17 protein-coding genes are annotated in these 16,755 nt (G+C 66.9%); 8 read left to right on the top strand and 9 right to left on the bottom strand.

Annotation, left to right across the window (positions count from 1 at the left end):
• Positions 1-69 precede the first annotated feature (69 nt).
• Entirely contained in the window at positions 70-525 is a 456-nt protein-coding gene (gene yiaA / locus G5A07_RS18400) for an inner membrane protein YiaA (RefSeq protein WP_191863763.1), read from the bottom strand.
• A gap of 169 nt (positions 526-694) precedes the next feature.
• Here yiaA and G5A07_RS18395 point away from each other — a divergent pair, with 169 nt between their 5' ends.
• On the top strand, positions 695-1,864 hold the full coding sequence (locus G5A07_RS18395; RefSeq protein ID WP_191863762.1) for a PQQ-dependent sugar dehydrogenase: 1,170 nt from the start codon (positions 695-697) through the stop codon (positions 1,862-1,864).
• Positions 1,865-1,911: 47 nt separating this feature from the next.
• Here the strand turns inward: G5A07_RS18395 and G5A07_RS18390 are convergent, their stop codons facing one another.
• The 4 genes from G5A07_RS18390 to folB all read right to left on the bottom strand — a co-directional run bounded on the left by G5A07_RS18390 (position 1,912) and on the right by folB (position 6,570).
• On the bottom strand, positions 1,912-2,454 hold the full coding sequence (locus G5A07_RS18390) for a hypothetical protein (protein WP_191863761.1): 543 nt from the start codon (positions 2,452-2,454) through the stop codon (positions 1,912-1,914).
• Positions 2,455-2,582: 128 nt separating this feature from the next.
• The gene (locus tag G5A07_RS18385) at positions 2,583-4,757 is read right to left on the bottom strand and encodes a glycoside hydrolase family 3 N-terminal domain-containing protein (protein ID WP_191863760.1); all 2,175 of its coding nucleotides are present in this window, start codon (positions 4,755-4,757) and stop codon (positions 2,583-2,585) included.
• A gap of 128 nt (positions 4,758-4,885) precedes the next feature.
• Entirely contained in the window at positions 4,886-6,157 is a 1,272-nt protein-coding gene (locus tag G5A07_RS18380; RefSeq protein WP_191863759.1) for a mechanosensitive ion channel domain-containing protein, read from the bottom strand.
• A gap of 59 nt (positions 6,158-6,216) precedes the next feature.
• Positions 6,217-6,570, bottom strand: a complete 354-nt coding sequence (gene folB, locus G5A07_RS18375; RefSeq protein WP_005407807.1) for a dihydroneopterin aldolase — start codon at positions 6,568-6,570, stop codon at positions 6,217-6,219.
• Between the two features lie 358 nt (positions 6,571-6,928).
• Between folB and G5A07_RS18370 the strand changes: the two genes are divergently transcribed.
• Positions 6,929-7,594 (top strand): hypothetical protein, encoded by a 666-nt coding sequence (locus G5A07_RS18370; RefSeq protein ID WP_191863758.1) that lies wholly within the window; start codon positions 6,929-6,931, stop codon positions 7,592-7,594.
• A 33-nt stretch (positions 7,595-7,627) separates the two neighbouring features.
• On the opposite strand, the gene tsaD is transcribed toward G5A07_RS18370, so the two are convergent.
• A complete protein-coding gene (gene tsaD, locus G5A07_RS18365; protein WP_049426946.1) occupies positions 7,628-8,653 on the bottom strand; it encodes a tRNA (adenosine(37)-N6)-threonylcarbamoyltransferase complex transferase subunit TsaD in 1,026 nt (341 codons plus the stop codon).
• A gap of 166 nt (positions 8,654-8,819) precedes the next feature.
• On the opposite strand from tsaD, the gene rpsU reads away from it, so the two are divergent.
• The 6 genes from rpsU to G5A07_RS18335 all read left to right on the top strand — a co-directional run bounded on the left by rpsU (position 8,820) and on the right by G5A07_RS18335 (position 13,992).
• Complete coding sequence (rpsU, locus tag G5A07_RS18360) at positions 8,820-9,035, top strand: 30S ribosomal protein S21 (protein WP_002808376.1); 216 nt, start codon at positions 8,820-8,822, stop codon at positions 9,033-9,035.
• A gap of 133 nt (positions 9,036-9,168) precedes the next feature.
• Entirely contained in the window at positions 9,169-9,612 is a 444-nt protein-coding gene (locus G5A07_RS18355) for a GatB/YqeY domain-containing protein (protein WP_049435052.1), read from the top strand.
• Between the two features lie 103 nt (positions 9,613-9,715).
• Positions 9,716-10,660 (top strand): YihY/virulence factor BrkB family protein, encoded by a 945-nt coding sequence (locus tag G5A07_RS18350; RefSeq protein WP_049435051.1) that lies wholly within the window; start codon positions 9,716-9,718, stop codon positions 10,658-10,660.
• 60 nt (positions 10,661-10,720) lie between these two features.
• The gene (dnaG, locus tag G5A07_RS18345) at positions 10,721-12,463 is read left to right on the top strand and encodes a DNA primase (protein WP_191863757.1); all 1,743 of its coding nucleotides are present in this window, start codon (positions 10,721-10,723) and stop codon (positions 12,461-12,463) included.
• 28 nt (positions 12,464-12,491) lie between these two features.
• Positions 12,492-12,992 (top strand): protein tyrosine phosphatase family protein, encoded by a 501-nt coding sequence (locus G5A07_RS18340; protein WP_010484227.1) that lies wholly within the window; start codon positions 12,492-12,494, stop codon positions 12,990-12,992.
• A 28-nt stretch (positions 12,993-13,020) separates the two neighbouring features.
• Entirely contained in the window at positions 13,021-13,992 is a 972-nt protein-coding gene (locus tag G5A07_RS18335) for a bile acid:sodium symporter family protein (protein WP_057503632.1), read from the top strand.
• A 116-nt stretch (positions 13,993-14,108) separates the two neighbouring features.
• Here G5A07_RS18335 and cyoE read toward each other — a convergent pair whose 3' ends face one another.
• From cyoE to G5A07_RS18320, 3 genes are read right to left on the bottom strand one after another with little or no spacing between them, the layout of a single operon-like run.
• Positions 14,109-15,002, bottom strand: coding sequence for a heme o synthase (gene cyoE, locus G5A07_RS18330; protein WP_043400039.1), 894 nt, complete (start codon positions 15,000-15,002; stop codon positions 14,109-14,111).
• Between the two features lie 4 nt (positions 15,003-15,006).
• On the bottom strand, positions 15,007-16,170 hold the full coding sequence (locus G5A07_RS18325) for a COX15/CtaA family protein (protein ID WP_019336365.1): 1,164 nt from the start codon (positions 16,168-16,170) through the stop codon (positions 15,007-15,009).
• 10 nt (positions 16,171-16,180) lie between these two features.
• Positions 16,181-16,750, bottom strand: coding sequence for a hypothetical protein (locus G5A07_RS18320; protein ID WP_026347289.1), 570 nt, complete (start codon positions 16,748-16,750; stop codon positions 16,181-16,183).
• Positions 16,751-16,755: the final 5 nt, after the last annotated feature.

Raw genomic sequence — 16,755 nt, 5'->3', positions numbered from 1 at the left:
AGGAGCCGGGAGGAACATACAAGCCATGCTCGACTGAGCCGAGCATGGCTCGGCTCTACACCGGATCGATCACTCCTGTTCCGGCAGCGGCGGCACGCCTGCGCTGTGCTTGCTCTCACCGCCACCGGCGGCGATCAGGTCGCGGGTGTTCTTCTGCACCGCCACCGCACCGAACAGCGACAGCGCGTAGGCCATGCCATAGAAGCCCTTCTCGCTCGATGCCAGGGTGGCATTCCACAGGCCGACCAGCAGCAGCATCAGCGCCGAGAGCAGCGCGAACCAGCACAGCGCGTAATACAGGGCACTCACCGGAATACCCTCAACGCGGTCACGCACACTCTTCTGCAGCGACACCGCCGCGAACAGGCCGAACAGCAGCAGGGTCAGGTAGTAGCCTTTTTCATTGAGCGCCATCGTGGCGGCGTTGAACAGGCCGATCAGGTAGGCCGCCGCGCCCAGCAGCAGGGCCACCCACGAGGCGGCGATGAAGGCGGTGGACGGCTTGTGGGGCATGGCAGTGTTCATTGCAGATCCTTGGCAGGCAGTCGGGCACGCGTTGCCCGGGCGTGCCCACCCTAGACGATCCCGCCGCCGTCGCACAGGGGGGCGCAGGACCTTCGGGCCACGACGGTCACGCCTCCAGTGGTATACAAGGGACAGCCCGGCCATCCGCATCCCCGCCCTGGAGATACCCATGACCCGCACACCCCTGCTGCTCGCCCTCGGCCTGGTGCCGATCCTCGCCACCTCTGCCTGCAATGCCGCCGACCCTGGCGCCAACGGCGCCCAGACCAGCGCGCCCGCAGCCGTCTCCGCCGCCGACCAGCGTCCGTTCACCGCCACCGAAGTCAGCCGTTTTGACCAGCCGTGGGCGATGACCTTCCTGCCTGACGGCAGCCTGCTGGTCACCGAGAAGCGCGGCAAGCTGCAGCACCTGGATCTGGCCAGCGGCCAGAAGCATGAGATCACCGGCGTTCCGAAGGTCGCCTACGGTGGCCAGGGTGGCTTCGGCGACATCATCCTGCACCCCGACTTTGCCCGGAATCACGTCGTTTACCTCAGCTATGCCGAGGAAGGCACGCTGGATACCCGCGGTGCGGCCGTGGCCCGCGCCACGCTGGCGCTGGATGCGAACGGGGCTGGGCAGCTGAAGGACCTGAAGGTGATCTGGCGGCAGACTCCCAAGGTCAGCGGTGAGGGCCACTACGGCCACCGCCTCGCCTTCGGCCCGGACGGCAAGCTGTGGATCAGCTCCAGCGAGCGGCAGAAGTTCGATCCGGCGCAGGACATGGGCAGCAACCTCGGCAAGATCGTCCGCCTCAACGACGATGGCAGCCTGCCCGCCGACAATCCGTTCGCCTCGCAGGGCGGCGTGGCCGCGCAGGTCTGGTCGCTGGGCCACCGCAACATCCTCGGCATGGCCTTCGATGCCAACGGCAAGCTGTGGGCGCATGAAATGGGCCCGGCCGGCGGCGACGAACTGAACCTGATCGTGCGCGGCGCCAACTACGGCTACCCGATCGTCTCCAACGGCGACCACTACGACGGCCGACCGATTCCCGACCACGACACCCGCCCGGAATTCGCCGCCCCGAAGGTGACCTGGACGCCGGTGATCTCGCCGGCCGGCTTCGTGATCTACAGCGGCAAGCTATTCCCGCAGTGGAAGGGCAGCGGCTTCATCGGCGGCCTGTCGTCGACCTCTCTGGTGCGTGTGACCTTTGATGGCGACAGCGCGCGCGAAGCCGAGCGCTTCAACATGGGCGAGCGCATCCGCGAAGTGGAACAGGGCCCGGATGGCGCGCTGTGGTTGCTGGAAGACGGCAGCAAGGCGCGCCTGTTGAAGCTGACGCCGAAGGCCTGATCGGCACCTTTTTCCCGGAACGGCCCCGCATGCGGGGCCGTTTCCGTTTACTGGATGGTGATGACCTTCACCTCGGTCTTCGTGCAGGCCTGGTCCAGGCACTGCCCGCTCAACCACACCTGTCCATCGCCGATCATCACGCCCTGCTGGTTGACGAAGACCTTGCCGAAGTCCTGTTCGGACACCGCCTTGACCACCGCCGGTGTGATGATCTTCTCGTAGTTGCGCTGGAACTCGCCCGGGCCGGTGATCTTCTTTCCATCCGCGATGTTCAGCGGGAAGCGCACTTCCTCCACCACGGCAGCACGATCACCACCGACCACGGCGGTCTTGAACGCGTTGAACACCTTTTCGTACTGCGCCGCATCGCCAAGCAACGACTCGATGCGCGCGCGTGCGTCTTCCGCGGGCGCATCCGCTTCGGACGCGGCCGGTGCGGCGGCGGTGGGCTCAGCGGGGGGTGCCGCAGGCGCTGCCGGGGCGCTGGCCTCCATCGGCGGCGGCGCATCCGCTGCAGGCTTGGCCGGCGGCGCAGGCTGCGAACAGGCCGCCAGTAGCAGGGCGGGAATCAGATAGGCCATCCGGCGCATGCGCGCACTCCATCGAAACAGGGAGTCCGATGGTAGCGCCGCCGCAGTGACGGCAACAAAAAGGGGACGGAGGGGATTAAGTCGTTTGTGGCACAAACGACTTAATCCCCTCCGTCCCCTTTTTTCGGTCAGGCCTTGAGCAGCTCGAACTGCACCGCTTCACCGGCCGCCGACGAGGCGCAGACCCACACGTCGAACACACCCGGCTCGGCGCGCAGCACGCCGTCGCGGCCGGTGAAGGCCAGCTGCTCGCGGGTCAGGGTGAACACCACTTCGGCCGATTCGCCCGGCTGCAGCGCCACCTTGCGGAAGTCCTTCAGCTCACGCACCGGACGCACGCGGCTGGCCACGCGATCGTGGATGTACAACTGCACCACTTCCTCGCCAACCACATCGCCGGTGTTGGTCAGCGTGGTGGTGATGGTCAGAGTGTCGTCCCAGCCGAGCTGGGCCGTGCTCAGCTGCGGCACGCCGTAGGCGAAGCTGGTGTAGCCGATACCATGGCCGAACGGGTACAGCGGCTCGTTCGGGATCTCGCGCCAGCGTGCCTTGAACTCCGACATGGTCGGCAGTTCCGGGCGGCCGGTGCGCGGGTGGTTGTAGAAGTACGGCTGCTGGCCGGATACCTGCGGGAAGCTGACCGGCAGGCGACCGGACGGGCTGTAGTCGCCGAACAGCACATCGGCCACGGCATGGCCGGTCTGCGTGCCCAGGTACCAGGTCACCGCCACCGCCTGTGCATTGCGCACCGCACCCTGCAGTGCCAGCGCGCGACCGTTGCGCAGCAGCACCACCAGCGGCTTGCCGGTCATCGCCACGGCCTCAGCCAGCGCCTGCTGCGCCGGCGGCAGGGTGATCTCCACGCGCGACTGCGCCTCACCGCTGTAACGCTGCGGTTCGCCCAGCGCCAGCACCACCACGTCGGCGCGCAGCGCGGAGGCCACGGCCGCTTCGGTGCCACCTGGAATCGCGGTTTCCAGTTCGCAGCCCGGCACGATCTCCAGCAGCGCTTCGTCGCCGATGGCGGCACGCACGCCAGTTTCCAGGTCGACATAACGCTGCTTGTCACCGAACAGCGTCCAGCAGCCTTCGATGTTCTCGCGGTCCTGCACGAACGGGCCGATCAGCGCGATCTTCTGCCCGGTCTTCTGCAGCGGCAGCACGTTGTCGCGGTTGTTCAGCAGCACGATCGAACGGCGTGCGGCATCGCGCGACAATTCGTCATGCGCGGCAATGTGCGATGTGTCGGCTTCGCGCGCCGGGTCCAGCGAACGGTACGGGTCGTCGAACAGGCCGATGGTTTCCTTCAGCCACAGGATGCGGCGCACGCCTTCATCCAGCACCGCCATCGGCACTTCGCCGCTCTCGACCAGGCCCGGCAGGTGCTCGGCGTAGAAACCGCTCTGCATGCTCAGGTCCAGGCCTGCGGTGAACGCCTTTGCGGTGGCATCGCGGTCGTCGGCGGCATAGCCGTGCGCCACCAGTTCCATGTCGGCGGTGTAATCGGAGATCACCACGCCCGGGAACTTCCATTCGCCGCGCAGGATGTCGGTCAGCAGTTCGGCGTTGGCGCTGGCCGGCACGCCGTTGATGTCGTTGAACGAGGACATCACGGTGATCGCGCCGGCGTCGAAGGCGGCCTTGAACGGCGGCAGGTGCACGTCGCGCAGGGTCTGCGGCGAGATGTCCACCATGTTGTATTCCATGCCAGCCATCACCGCGCCATAGGCGGCGAAGTGCTTCGGCGTGGCCAGCAGCGAATCGGCGGCGCGCAGGTCGCTACCCTGGAAGCCGCGCACGCGGGCGGCGGCGAAGGCACAGCCCAGCACCACGTCCTCACCAGCACCTTCGGCGCCACGGCCCCAGCGCTGGTCGCGGGCGATATCCACGGCCGGTGCGTAGGTCCAGTGCAGGCCGGCGGCGGTGGCCTCGATGGCGGTGGCGCGCGCGGTGCGCTCGGCCAGCTCCGGTTCGAAGCTGGCGGCCTCGCCCAGCGGGATCGGGAACACGGTTCGCATGCCGTGGATGACGTCGGCCGCCAGGATCACCGGGATGCCCAGGCGGCTCTCCTCGGTGGCGACCTGCTGGATGCGGCGGCCCAGTTCGGCGCCGACACCATTGAACAGGGACCCGACCTTGCCCTCGCGCACCTGCTGCAGCACCTGGTCGGCATTGCGCACGTTGGCTTCCGGGTTCACGTCCGGGGCGAACGGGCGGACCATGTCCGCGAAGACACCCAGCTGGCCGACCTTTTCCTCGACGGTCATCTGGGCAATGAGGGATTCGATGCGATCGGAGGCCACCAGCAGTCCTTGATGAAAACGTTTACAAGCCCGGCATTCTAGCGATCCCGAGCCATTTGGCGAGAGGTTTTGTCATTCAGTTTCAGGCTCCAGCCGAATCCGTACGGTCCGGCCGGAGGCATCGCAGCTTACTCCGAGCCGGCCAGCTGGCGCTGCCCGGCCATCAACATGGCGTCGCTGGAGGCCTGGAACACGCGCAGGCCGAAGGCCGGCAGGATCGCCAGCAGGTGGTCGAAGATGTCCGACTGCACCGCCTCGTACTCGCCCCAGGCGGTGCTGCGGGTGAAGCAGTAGAGCTCCAGCGGCAGGCCTTCGGTGGTCGGCTGCAACTGCCGTACCAGCAGGGTCATGTCGGTATGGATACCCGGATGGCTGCGCAGGTAGCGCTCAACGTAAGCGCGGAAGGTGCCCAGGTTGGTCACCCGGCGGCTGTTGACCTCGGCCACGCCCTGTTCGCGCAGGCGCCCGTTCCACTGCCCCAGTTCCTGTTCCTTTTCCTGCAGGTAGTCGCGCAGCAGCGCGAACTGGCCGAGGAAGGCCAGGTCGCCCTCGTCCAGGAAGCCGACACTGTGCTGGTCCAGGTACAGCGCGCGCTTGATCCGGCGGCCACCGGCCTCCTGCATGCCGCGCCAGTTCTTGAACGACTCGGTCACCAGCTTCTTGGTCGGGATGGTGGTGATGGTCTTGTCGAAGTTCTGCACGGTGACGGTATGCAGCGCGATGTCGATCACATCACCGTCGGCGTTCTGGCTGGGCATCTCGATCCAGTCGCCAATGCGCACGCGGCCATCGCCGCTGATCTGCACGCTGGCCACCAGCGACAGGATGGTGTCCTGGAAGATCAGCATCAGCACTGCGGTGGCCGCGCCAAGGCCGGTGACCAGATAGCGCAGGTCGACGCCGGCCAGGGTGGCAACGATCGACAGGCCGGCGATCACGAAGATGACGATCTTGGCTACCTGCAGGTAGCCCTTGATCGGCTTGTTGCGTGCTTCGGGGCGACGTTCGTAGAGATCGTTGGCCGCATCGAGCGCATGCGAGATGGCCAGCACCACGGTCAGGATCGCCCACGCCTGGCAGGCGCCGATGATGAAGCCCACCAGCCCTGGCGGCAGGTCCGGCACGATGCGGATGCCGGAAGCGATCACCTGGCTGGGCACCACATTGGACAGCCGCGAGATCACCCGCATCAGGTGGCTGCCACGGCCGGTGTCAGCGCCCGGCAGGCGGCTGAGCAGGCGCCGCAGGCCACGCACCAGGATGCGCTTGGTCACCCAGTTGGCCAGGCCAGCTGCGATCAGCAGCGCCGAGATCATCAACGCCAGGTAGGCGCCGGGATAGGGTTCCAGTGTGTTCTGCAGCTTTTCCAGCCACTGTACCGCCACCACCGCGTCCACCATCAGTTGTCTCCTTTCTTCATTGCTGTTGAGGTTTCCGGCCAGCGGCCGGCATGACCGGGTCAGTCCCGCGTGCGCTCGATGATCACGCCCACCGCGCGCGCACCGCGCACCGCGCCCGGCTTGCTCAGCTTCAGGCGCAGCCACTTCACGTCGAATTCGTCCAGTACGATCTGCGCGCAGCGCTCGGCCAGGGTCTCGACCAGGCCGAATTCCGACTCGCGCACGAACTGCTCCAGGCGCTTGCTCACCGCCTTGTAGTTCAGGGTGTGGGCGATGTCATCGGTAGCCGCAGGGCGACGGTTGTCGAAGCCCATTTCCAGGTCGAACACCAGGTCCTGGCGGATCCGTCGCTCCCAATCGTAGATACCGATCAGGGCGTCGATCGTCAGCCCCTCGATGAAAACCTTGTCCATTGCGCTTACCCGCCCGAATACAGGGGGCCATGGTAACGGCACGGCGGTGACCCTGCCCGGAACGGGCGATGGGTGGCCGGCACGGGGCGGGCCCGGAAAAGACAAAGGGCCCCGCTAGCAGGGCCCTTTGGTACTACCGTTTGTCCCCAGGGGGAGCTGGAATCCAGCCGCGAGTCCCGGTGGCGCAGGCACGCAGATTAGGCAAGGACTAGATCGCCGGTCAAGGCCAATTCCGACAGGGCAGGTCAGGTATTCGCCCGAGGCGAAACGCAGGAAATCAGCCGCGCGGACAACTACGTTCCCTGATGGTGGTCGCCGCCCACTCTCGCGAACATTGAGCCCTCCTTCACCACCGCACATGACGATGGCTCCATACGATGTACTGCGGCGCGCGTTGTCAGCGGAGCGCCTGTCGACTTACGAGAGAATTGCATCGACCTGCAGCCCTGACGTCACTGCCGATTCCCTGTATCTCTGGAACATGCGGATGTGCGGTGCGCTGATGATGCCGGTCCATCTGTGCGAGGTGGTCATTCGCAACGCCGCTGCAGCTGTGCTTACCCGACAGCACGGCCCGCGTTGGCCGTGGAATGATGCCTTCCGCCGCAGACTGCCAACTTCATCCAGTACTTCTCCACGCACGGCACTGGAACAACTTGCCAGCCGCGTAACCGATACACCTGAGATCGTCGCCAACCTGCCAATGGTGTTCTGGCAACAGCTCTTTACATGTCGCTTCGACTCTACCCTGTGGATACCCGCACTTGGTGGGGTTCTACGTCATGCACCTTCGGCACATCCCAGTGTCATCAGGAAAGCCATCCACGCAGACATTGGACGCATCCGCCACCTGCGCAACCGGATCGCGCACCACGAACCCATCCTGGAACGCGACCTCGGTGCCGACCTGGCCGCGATCGGGCGGCTGATCCACGCCCGCTGCCCGCACACCCTGGGCTGGCTGCAGCGCCATGAGCGGGCGACGACCGTGTTGGCGGCGTCGCCGTTGGCAGTGCGTCGGTAATACGTCCGCCCGGCGTGGCCCGGCGCTGCCGGATCAGACCGCCGGCAGGGTCGCCATGTCCCAGCGCGGGGTCACATCCACCTTCGGCGGGCTGTGCTGGCCGGCCTGCAGGCGCAGCGCGCCAGCGAAGGCGATCATCGCGCCGTTGTCGGTGCACAGCGCGGGGCGCGGGAAACAGGCGCGGCCGCCCAGGCGCTCGGCCATCTGCTGCAGGCGCGCGCGCAGGCGCTTGTTGGCGCCGACGCCGCCGGCCACCACGATCACGTTGGTCCCGGCCGCTTCCAGCGCGCGCTCGCACTTGATCGACAGGGTCTCGACCACGGCATCTTCAAAGCCACGGGCGATGTCGGCGCGGGTCTGCTCGCTCTGGTCGCTGTCGCGCCAGGCCATCAGCACCTGGGTCTTCAGGCCGGAGAAACTGAAATCCAGCCCCGGGCGGTCGGTCATCGGCCGCGCGAAGCGGTACGCGCCCGGCGTCCCCTGCTCGGCCAGCCTGGCCAGCTGGGGACCACCCGGGTACGGCAGGCCCATCAGCTTGGCGGTCTTGTCGAAGGCCTCGCCGGCCGCATCGTCCAGGGTCTCGCCCAGCAGCCGGTACTGGCCGATGGCGTCCACCGCCACCAGCTGGGTATGGCCACCGGACACCAGCAGTGCCACGAACGGCGCTTCCGGCGGGTCGTCTTCCATCAGCGGGGCCAGCAGGTGGCCTTCCATATGGTGTACGCCCACCGCCGGCACCTCCAGCGCCCAGGCCAGCGAGCGGGCCACGCCGGCGCCCACCAGCAGCGCGCCAACCAGGCCGGGACCGGCCGTGTAGGCCACCCCGTCGATGTCGCCTACGCCGAGACCGGCTTCGGCCAGGGTCTGGCGCACCAGCGGCAGCAGCTTGCGGACGTGGTCGCGGCTGGCCAGCTCGGGCACTACACCGCCGTACTCGGCATGCAGGGCGATCTGGCTGTAGACCGCATGGGCGCGCAGGGCCGCGCTGCCGGCCAGGTCGGTGTCATACACCGCCACGCCGGTCTCATCACAGGAAGATTCGATGCCAAGGACTCGCATGCCTGCTATTATGACGCCCCTGCCGCCCCCTCGGGGGATGTGCAGATCTCACTGCTTTCGAACTTCCGGCCCGTATTCAGGGTTGGCCGCTTGCAGTTTGTCTATTCGCCGCTATAATGTGCGGCTCGCCGGGCGTGACCCGGTTCTACTGTGTCCCGGAGATTCCATGCCCAGCGTCAAAGTCCGCGAGAACGAGCCCTTCGAGTTTGCTCTTCGCCGCTTCAAGCGCACTTGCGAAAAGGCCGGTGTGCTGGCCGAAACCCGCAAGCGCGAGTTCTACGAAAAGCCGACCCAGGAGCGCAAGCGCAAGGCCGCCGCTGCTGTGAAGCGTCAGCTGCGCCGCTCGTCGCGCGACGTTACCAAGCGTCAGCGCCTGTACTGATCGGACGCATCTTCATTGCGGCGGGCTTGCCTGTCGCGATGGAGCCGAAGCCGGCACGCGCGAGCGTCGCCGGCTTTTTGCGTTTCCGGGTTCGGGCATCCGCCCCGCCCCACCTACCACCACGAGGTTCCTCATGAGCATGAAGCAGCAGCTCACCGAAGACATGAAGGCCGCCATGAAGGCGGGCGAGAAGCACAAGCTGGGCGTGATCCGCCTGATCAACGCCGCCATCAAGCAGCGCGAAGTGGACGAGCGCATCGAACTGGACGACACCGCCGTGATCGCCGTGCTCGACAAGATGGTCAAGCAGCGCAAGGACTCGGTCAGCCAGTTCGAAGCCGCCAACCGCGAGGACCTGGCCGAGATCGAGCGCGCCGAGATCGTGGTCATCGAAGCCTACCTGCCAGCGAAGATGGGCGAAGCCGAGATCGTGGCCGCCATCCAGGCCGCCATCGCCGAAACCGGTGCTTCCGGCCCGGCCGACATGGGCAAGCTGATGGGCGCGCTGAAGCCCAAGCTCGCCGGCCAGGCCGACATGGGCCTGGTGTCCAAGCTGGTCAAGCAGCTGCTGGCATAAGCCATTGCCGGGGTCGGATCCCTTTCGCATTGCGAAAGGGCTCTGACCCCAATGATGCATCCACTTCACCGCACCTTCGACCCCCGGCTGCTACAACACCCCCATGGTCGAGCAATCGCATTCCCCCGCCGACACGCGTCCCCACGGCATCCCCGCACGGCTTCGCCACTACGCTGACCGCCTGCAGGACAGCTTCCCGATGGCGGTCGCCAAGCGCTTCGTCGAAATCGACGTGCTGACCCAGGCCGCTTCGGTCTCCTTCTACGCCCTGCTGTCGATGGCACCGCTGCTGGTGCTGCTGTTGTGGCTGACTGCCTCGCTGTACCCGCCTGCACAACAGACGTTGATCAGCCAGATCGGCTCGGTGGCCGGCAGCAGCGTGGCCAGCGTCGCCGACACCGTGCTGCACAACGCCAACAGCCAGCCCAGCGTCGGTTCGCTGGCCGGGCTGTGGAGCACGCTGCTGCTGTTCGTGGGTGCCACCGCCGTGTTCGCCCAGCTGCAGAACGCGCTGAACCGGATCTTCCATACCAGCGGCCAGCGCCTGGAAGGCGTCAAGGCCTGGCTGCGCAAGCGCGTGTTCTCGTTCGGCGTGGTGCTGGCACTGGGCTTCCTGCTGATCCTCTCGATGACCGCCACCACTGCACTGCAGGTGGTGTTCGCGCAGCTGCCCTCGGTGCTGCCGGCGATCGGCTACCTGACCTCGCTGCTGCTCTACACGCTGGCCTTCGCCTTCCTCTACCACTACCTGCCGGACCGCCGCGTGGCCTGGCGCCAGGCATTCATCGGCGGCGCCATCACCTCGGTGCTGTTCACCCTTGGCCGCTACGGTATTGGCGTCTACATCGCTACCGTGGCCCCGGGCAGCGCCTACGGCTCGATGGGCGCGTTGGTGATCGCACTGGTGTGGATCTACTACGCCACCGCCGTGTTCTTCGTCGGCGCGCTGATGACCGCGGTGATCGACGAGCGCCTGCATGCACGGGCTCAGCTGGCCAAGGCCGGGGTCGAGGCCGAACAGGCCAGTCCCGGCGTCGCCAGCGAGTAAACTAGGGGAACCTGCCGCCCCTGCTGCGCGCCCTGGCGGCCGCGCCCCGTTCTGTTGCCCATGGCCCGTATCCCCGACGCTTTCATCGACGATCTGCTCGCCCGCTCCGACATCGTCGAGGTGGTGGGCAGCCGCGTGCCGTTGAAGCGACAGGGCAAGGAATATGCAGCGCGCTGCCCGTTCCATGACGAGCGCTCGGCGTCGTTCACGGTCTCGCCCACCAAGCAGTTCTATCACTGCTTCGGTTGCGGCGCGCACGGCACCGCGATCAGCTTCCTGATGAACTACGACCGCCTCGAGTTCCTCGACGCGGTGGATGAGCTGGCCAAGCGCGCGGGCATGGAAGTGCCGCGCAGCGAGAACCCGCGCAGCCCCCAGCAGCAGGACGACAGCCGCGAGCTGTATTCGGCGCTTGAGGCGGCCACGAAGTTCTTCCAGAACAACCTGGAAGGCAGCGACAAGGCACGCAGCTATCTCGATGGGCGTGGCGTGGACGAAGAGAACCGCGCGCGTTTCCAGATCGGTTACGCCCCGGATGGCTACAGCGGCCTGCGCGACGCGCTGGGCAAGGACGAGCGGCGCATGAAGCTGCTCGACCGCGCCGGCCTGTTCTCCAAGAACGACCGCGGCCACGTCTACGACAAGTTCCGCGACCGGGTGATGTTCCCGATCTTCGACCGCCGTGGCCGGGTGATCGCCTTCGGCGGCCGCGTGTTCGAGAAGGACGACGGCCCCAAGTACCTCAACTCGCCCGAGACCGCGCTGTTCCACAAGGGCCGCGAGCTGTACGGCCTGTGGCAGGTGCGCCAGGCCAACCAGAAGATCGAGCGGCTGATCGTGGTCGAGGGCTACATGGACGTGGTCTCGCTGTTCCAGTTCGGCGTCACCCAGGCGGTGGCAACGCTGGGTACCGCGACCACGCCGGACCATGCCGAGCTGCTGTTCCGCAACGCACCGGACGTGTTCTTCTGCTTCGACGGCGACGCCGCCGGCCGCCGCGCCGGCTGGAAGGCGCTGGAGTCGGTGCTGCCGCGCATGAAGGATGGCCGCCAGGCCTTCTTCCTGTTCCTGCCCGATGGCGAGGACCCGGACACCATCGTGCGCAAGGAAGGAGCCGAGGCCTTCAACGAACGCCTGAAGCAGGCCACGCCGCTGTCCCAGTTCTTCTTCGACGAGCTCACCCGCGAGATCAACCTGGGCACGCTGGACGGCAAGGCGCGCCTGGCCGAGCGGGCCAGGCCGATGCTGGCGCAGATTCCCGACGGTGCCTTCGGCGACCTGATGAAGCAGCAGCTGGGCCAGCTGACCGGTCTGGGTGGTGGCAATGCTGCCGCCACGCGCGCGCCGATGCCACAGCGCCAGCCCTCGCGCACGATCCAGCCGGTGGCCAAGCGCAGCCTGGTGCGCGGCGCGATCGCCGTGCTGCTGCAGCAGCCGTCGCTGGCGCTGACCCTGGGCGGCAAGCACCACTTCCAGGGCCTGCGCCTGCCGGGCGTGGAGCTGCTGCTGGAGCTGCTGGGGCTGGTCGAACAGCGCCCGGACATCAGCACCGGCGCCCTGTTGGAACACTTCGACGGCCGCGAGGAACAGGCCTCGTTGCATACGCTGGCGGCACAGACGCTGCCCGGCACCGAGGCCAGCTGGACCCAGGAACTGCATGACGCGGTGGCCCAGCTGGAAAAACAGCTGCTGGTGCAACGTCTGGAGGAGTTGTTGGCAAAACAGCGCCAGCAGGGTCTGGACGATACTGACAAATACGAACTGCGCGAGCTGCTGAAGGCCCGCGCCGGGCTGCGCCTGTAGAGGGGCAGACGCTTTCACGGAGAGGACCATGCTGCTGCGCCTGACCTGCCTGCTGTTGTTGTCGCTCTGCCTGCCGCTGGCCGTTCTGGCCGCGGATACCCCGCTCAATGAAGTCCGCCCCGGCCTGTATGCCGGCGGCCAGCCCAGTGCCGCACAACTGCGCGAACTGGCTGCACAGGGTGTGCGCACGGTGATCGACCTGCGCCAGCCCGACGAAGACCGCGGTTTCGATGAAACCCACGTGGCCGAATCGCTGGGCCTGCGCTATGTGCGCATTCCGGTGGCCGGTGCCGAGGGGTTGGATGCGGCCAATGTGCGCGCCGTGCATCAGGCCCTGCGGCAAAGCCAGGGACCGGTGCTGCTGCACTGCGCGTCCGGCAACCGTGCCGGTGCCGTGCTCGGCTTGGTCAATGCACGTTACGAACACGCCAGCCCGGAACAGGCCCTGCAGCTCGGCCAGCGTGCCGGCCTGAAGTCGCTGGAAGCCGCCACCCGCCAGCGCCTGGCCACGCCATCCATTTCGCCCTGACTCCACCGCACCAAGGACTCTGCCCACCATGACCCGCTGGTGGTCGCGCCTGCGACCGGACAACTTCACCCTCGCCCTGCTGTGCACCGTCGGCCTGGCCTCCCTGCTGCCGATGAAGGGCGCCGCCGCCATCGTCCTCGACGATGTCACCACCGTCGCCATCGCCGCGCTGTTCTTCCTGCATGGCGCGCGCCTGCCGCGCGAGTCGATCATCGGCGGCATGCTGCACTGGCGGCTGCACCTGACCATCCTGGCCTGCACCTTCATCCTGTTCCCGCTGCTGGGGCTGATGTTCAAGCCACTGTCGGGCTGGCTGCTGACCCCGGAGCTGTACCTGGGCGTGCTGTTCCTGTGCACCCTGCCCTCCACCGTGCAGTCGTCCATCGCGTTCACCTCGATGGCGCATGGCAACGTACCAGCAGCGGTGTGCAGTGCCTCGCTGTCGAGCATCCTCGGCGTGTTCCTCACCCCGCTGCTGCTGACCGCGTTGGCCGGCACCTCCGGCGGCGTGCACGATCCGCTGCATGCGATCGGCGGCATCATGCTGCAGTTGCTGGTGCCGTTCGTGGCCGGCCATCTGCTGCGGCCGTGGATTGCCGGCTGGGTGGAGAAGCAGCGTGCACTGCTGCGCTACACCGACCAGGCCACCATCCTGCTGGTGGTGTACTCGGCCTTCGGCGAAGCCGTCACCGAGGGCCTGTGGAGCAAGACGCCGCTGCTGTCACTGCTGGCCGTGGCCGTCGTGGCCGCGGTGCTGCTGGGCATCGCCATGCCGCTGATCACCGTCATCGCCCGCCGCCTGCGCTTCAACCGCGAGGACGAGATCGCCATCGTGTTCTGCGGCTCGAAGAAGAGCCTGGCCACGGGCGTGCCGATCGCCAAGGTGTTGTTCGCTGGTGGCAGCCTCGGTGCCATCGTGCTGCCGGTGATGATCTACCACCAGATCCAGCTGATCGTCTGCGGCGTGATCGCACAGCGGTATGCGCGGCGCAAGCCCTGACGCGACGAGGAGAACATCCACGCATGGTGTGGATCTACTGTAGAGCCGAGCCCACGCTCGGCTGCTCTTCCAACCACCCCTCAGCCGAGCATGGGCTCGGCTCTACAGGTGGCGCTTTACAACCAGGGCAGGATCCAGTGGTCCACCAGCAGGAAGGCGAACAGCGCCATCAGGTACACGATGGAGTAATAGAACATCTTCATCGAGAACAGTTCGTCCGGCGGGTCCAGCATGCGCCAGGCGTACCAGAGGAACACGGCGTTGAGCACGATCGCGCCGCCCAGGTAGAACGCGCCACTCATGCCCACCAGGTACGGCAGCAGGCAGACCAGTGCCAGCACCACCGAGTACACCATGATCTGCTTGCGGGTGTGCACCACGCCATGGGTCACCGGCAGCATCGGAATTTCCGCCTTGGCGTAGTCCTCGCGGCGGAAGATCGCCAGTGCCCAGAAGTGCGGCGGCGTCCAGATGAAGATGATCAGCACCAGCAGCGACGAGTACGCCCAGTCCGACGAACCCTGCATGCCGGTCACCGCGGCCCAGCCCAGCATCGGCGGCATCGCGCCGGCCAGGCCGCCGATGACGATGTTCTGCGAGGTCGCGCGCTTGAGGTACACGGTGTAGATCACCGCATAACCGATCAGCGAGGCGAAGGTCAGCACCGCAGTGATCAGGTTCACCCACAGCACCAGGATGGTCATCGACAGCACGATCAGCAGGCCGGCGAACACCAGCACCTGCCACGGCTTGACCTTGCCCACCACCAGCGGACGCCACGAAGTGCGCGCCATCTGCGCATCGATGTGCGCATCCAGCAGCTGGTTGATCGCGGCCGCGGCCGAGGCCGCCAGCCAGATGCCGAGGAAACCGAGCACGCCGGCGCGCACCTGCTCCCAGCTGGGCACGCCGGGGATGGCCAGGACCATGCCGACCAGGGCAGTGAAGACAATGAGGGCGACGACCTTGGGTTTGGTCAGGTCCCAGTACTGGCGGTAATTGGAAAACATGGAATCAGTCCGGGGCACGCAGGCGGGCCAGCAGGCTGACCAGCACGAACAACAGGGCAACGGCCACGCCGTTGTGGGCCACCGCCACTTCCAGCGGCAGCGCCAGCTTCACATTGAGGATGCCGAGGGTGACCTGCAGCACCAGCAGCGCGATCAGCGCACTGGCCCAGCCACGCATGCTCGGCAGGCGGAACAGGCGTACGCCCAGCCACAGCAGGTAGACCGCCACCACCACCGCGAACAGGCGGTGCGCCATCTGGATGGCGATACGCGAAGCGCCATCCAGCACGCCGCCTTCGTAGTCCACGCCGATGCCACGCCACAGGGTGAAGCCTTCGACGAAGTTGTGCTGCGGCCACCACTGGTTGGCGCAGCGCGGGAAGTTGTCCAGCGAGGCGCTTCCGCCGCCGCAGGCCAGCGCCGCGTAGTTGGCACTGACCCAGCCCCCCAGTGCGATCTGGGTGACCAGCACCGCCACACCGATGCGCAGCATCCACTTCAGCTTCGGTGCTTCGGCCAGGGTGATCGGCATGTGCGTTGCGCGCCAGGCCATCCACACCAGCAGCGCGAACATCAGCATGCCGCCCAGCAGGTGGCCCATCACCACGATGGGTTTCAGCAGCAGGGTCACCGTCCACATGCCCAGCAGGGCCTGGAAGATCACCACCGCCAGGGTCAGCAGGGCAGCGCGCGCCAGGTCGATGTTGCTCCAGCGCAGCGCCGCGATCAGCAGGATCGCCTCGCCTATCAGGGCCAAGGCGCTGGCGGTGCCGTGCCAGCCCATCATGTACAGCGGTATGCCGGCGGCCACCAGTACGCAGGCGGTCACCACCGCCGTGCTTCCGAATCGCCGCTTGCGCGTGGCCAGCAGCGCCAGGGTCAGGATCTCGATGCCCAGCGCGCCGGCCAGGAAGCGATGCACCTGCTCACGCCAGGCCTTGTGGGTTTCCAGCGGGCGGATCTCCGCCGCCGGATGGCCGATGGTCTCTTCCACGTGCTGCGGCCAGGTGGCCTGTCCATAGCAGGTCGGCCAGTCCGGGCAGCTCAGGCCGGCATCGGACAGGCGCACGAAGGCGCCGAACATGATCGTGCTCGCGGTCATGATCATGGCGAACCACGCCAGGCGGTGGAAATTGCGGTGCAGCGCCGGACGCGCGGAAAGGCTCATCAAACGGGACTCACTTCAGTTTCAGCAACGTGGCCATGTCCTTGCGCAGGCCACCCAGGTCACTGCCGGGGGCATGGCGCATGATCACGAAGCCGTTCGGATCGATCACGTAGACCGGCAGGCCAGCCGGATCGTCGACGCCGGGCAGGGCCGCGCGCAGTGCTGGCGACGGTGCCAGCGGCCGCAGCGCGGGCAGCGAGGCGATCGACGCCGGTGGCGTTCCCAGCCACAGGATTTCGACATTATCGGCGTTATGGCCGAACAGCTGCCACACCTTGCCCAGTCCCTGCGACAAAGTGACGCACTGCGCGTCGCAGACTCCGGCCGGCGCCACCAGCAGGCGCCAGGTACGGGCCTCGGGATTCCACGGATAAGGCTGGCCGCTGGCCAGGGTCGGCGCCTGCTGGCGCAGGTCCACCGGCGGCTTCAGCAGCTGGCCTGCATTGCGGTGCCCGGTGGGCTGCCAGCCGGAGAAGCGCAGCACGGCAGCCAGCGCCATCGCCCCGAAGAACACGGCAAACAGCAGTACCAGGGTCCGGCGGCCAGAGCCGCGCGCCTGCGGGGACGTAGCAGTGTTCATGCGGG

The organism is Stenotrophomonas sp. AS012628, from assembly GCF_010608305.1.
Taxonomy (GTDB): Bacteria; Pseudomonadota; Gammaproteobacteria; order Xanthomonadales; family Xanthomonadaceae; genus Stenotrophomonas; species Stenotrophomonas geniculata.
This window is presented reverse-complemented; position numbering and strand designations above follow the sequence as displayed.